This window comes from Calditrichota bacterium, assembly GCA_014359355.1.
In the GTDB taxonomy this organism is placed as follows: Bacteria; Zhuqueibacterota; Zhuqueibacteria; order JANLFK01; family Oleimicrobiaceae; genus Oleimicrobium.
The window spans coordinates 1-2737 of the sequence record JACIZP010000326.1 but is presented as its reverse complement, the minus strand read 5'-3'; the positions used below and the strand labels follow the sequence as shown (position 1 = coordinate 2737).

Here is a 2737-nt window from a genome sequence, read left to right as displayed (position 1 = left end):
TTCCCCGAGCATCATCGAGTGGAGCACAATGGTAACCTTGCGGACGCTTCATCTAGATGTGACGGTGGGGAGGACTGAGGTAGTGGTTGAGGGAATGGAGTCTCCTGCCCGTGGGGCCTGGGCGGGAGAGCTCTATTCCCTTTATTTTTGCCTTGGGTCCTACGAGGAAAGGAGGTGAGTGCCGGAGGGTAGGCGGTAGCGAGTCTGAGGAGTGTTGTGCGAGAGAGCCCTAAACTGGAGGAGCATGGACATGCACAAACGCATCCTACAACTGGCGCTTCTTGTTCCCATTGTCCTGGTCTTGTCGCTGGCAGCGGCGGTGCCTGTGTTCGCGGTCACCGGCAAGATTGCTGGACGGGTGACGGATGCCGACACGGGTGAGCCGCTGCCCGGCGTGAACGTCATCATCGAAGGCACGACAATGGGAGCCTCCACTGACCTGCAAGGTCGATACTTTATCCTCAACGTCCCCCCAGGCGTGTATTCCGTTAAGGCATCATTCATGGGTTACACAGCCGTGACCAAGACTGGCGTGCGCGTGGTCACTGGGCTGACTTCCGATGTCGACTTCCAGCTCAGCCCGACCGTGATCGAAGGCCAGGCGGTCACCGTTGTGGCCGAAAGGCCCTTGGTGGAGAAGACGCTCACCCAGTCCAAAACCACCATGGAGGCCGAGGAACTTGACCACCGCTTGCCGGTCGGGAGCTACCGCGACCTGGTGGAGACGGCGGCGAGCACGTTCAGCGGGTACGTGCGTGGCGGTCGCAAGTACGAGACCAAGTACCTGGTGGACGGCGTGGATGTGTCCGACACGTACTTTTCGGGCGGCACCGGCGCGTTTGGCACCTTGGATGTTGGGCACGTCTACCAGGCGTTCCGTCGCTCGGAACTCCGCGAGACGGCCATGACCGAAATGCTGTCGAGCGCCATCCAGGAATTGAACGTCTACGCTGGCACTTTCACCGCTGAATACCCCACTGCGTCGGCTGGCATCGTGAACATGGTGACCAAGTCCGGCGGCCAGCACTACACCGGCAAGATCTATGTCCGCGGCACGCCTATGGACAAGATCGAGCACTTTGGCACCAACCCGTACTACATGAAGGACAGCAAGAAGGACGCCCAAGGCAACATCCTCCAGATTGGCTACTTTGACGAGCGGGACAAGCTGGCTGCTTCGTCGCAGATCAAGGATCAGCGTTCTGCCCAGCTGTACACATGGAACGAGCAGCTGTGCCGGGACAAGTACTACTATGATCCCGACGACTCTGTGGGTCTGGGCCGCTCCTACGAGGTTGAAGGCAATCTGAGTGGACCGTTGCCTTTCACGGGCGGCAAGGGCGGCTTCTTCCTGACGGGGCGCTACCAGAACCTGCGCACCTCCGCCATGCCCTTCGACCTGGATAAGCGCATCGTCAGCAGCTTGAAGCTGCACTACGATTTCACCAAGGACATGCGCGTGACCCTCTATGGGCAAATCGACGACGGAGGCCAGTTGTTCAACTTTGTCAACTGGAAGTTCAACCCGAAGTGGTTGTACTACATGGAGGGCGCGCCGCGTTACAAGGACCTGGGCCTGGTGGCCTACGCCAAGTGGACCCACACCCTGTCGCCAAAAACCTTCTACGAGATCCAGATCAGCCAGAGCAACAAGAACAGCGAGCTCGGCTATCCGGACGACAACGGCGATGGCTACTGCGACATCGACGAGAAGGGCGACTTTATCGACTTTGATTCGCGTGAGGAGTACCTCCGCTACGTGGGCGGCGTCACCAAGACCGATGAGGCCACCGGCATCACCTACATCGACTGGACCACGGTCAACGGCTACGTGGGCAATTACCTCAATGAGCACCCCGACGCTGTGCTCGGGCCCAGGGACCCCAACCGCACCTTCTTCTACAGTGCCATCGACCAGACCTACATGGAGAACAAGGTCAATTTCTGGACCACTGGTGGCCTGTTCCGGCCGCGCTACCCGGCTGCACTCTACAGCCGCACCACGCGCAACGTGAGCACCATCAAGGGTGACCTGACCAGCCAGATCACCTACAACCACCAGATCAAGACAGGATTCCAGTTCCGCTACCACTACGTGGACGTGGACAACAAGCAGGCGGAGCTCGGTGGCGCTGGTCACCAGTACCCGATGGAGTGCTTCCACCTGGACAAGCACACGTTCTACCCGAAGGAGTTCGGCTTCTACCTGCAGGACCGCATCGAGTACATGGGCATGATCGTGAACGTGGGTGCGCGGGTGGACGGCTATGACAACGACACCAGGCGCTTCAAGAACGATTTCCACCCATGGGACTACATTGCCGATGCGACCGGCGCGCTATGGGAACTGCGCCCGGTACGCGACGGGAAGGTGGGTTGGAAGTGGTTCTTCAGCCCGCGCTTGGGTGTGTCGCACCCGATCTCTGATCGTATGGCGATGCACTACTCCTTTGGCAAGTTCATTCAGTACCCGAACTTTGCCTCGTTGTACACCGACTACAACTTCACCAACTATTCGGCCTCCCCGTCGATGACCACGGTGTGGGTTGACCAGGAACCGATGCGCTCCACGGCATATGAAATCGGCTTGCAGTGGGCGCCGGTGCTGGACATCTCCTTGGACGCGGTGGTCTACTACCGCGACGTGGAGAACTATGGCAACCGCCTGTGGACCTTGACGCCGTACAAGGGTCAGGGACTCTACATCCGGAGCTCCTGGGGCCATGCGGACTCGCGC

The 2737-nt window shown here is 59.5% G+C and carries 1 protein-coding gene; it reads left to right on the top strand.

The window, feature by feature from the left end; genetic code table 11:
• Positions 1–250: 250 nt before the first annotated feature.
• Positions 251–2737, top strand: a 2487-nt coding sequence (locus H5U38_13875; GenBank protein MBC7188109.1) for a TonB-dependent receptor, incomplete at its 3' end; no start/stop codon positions are given.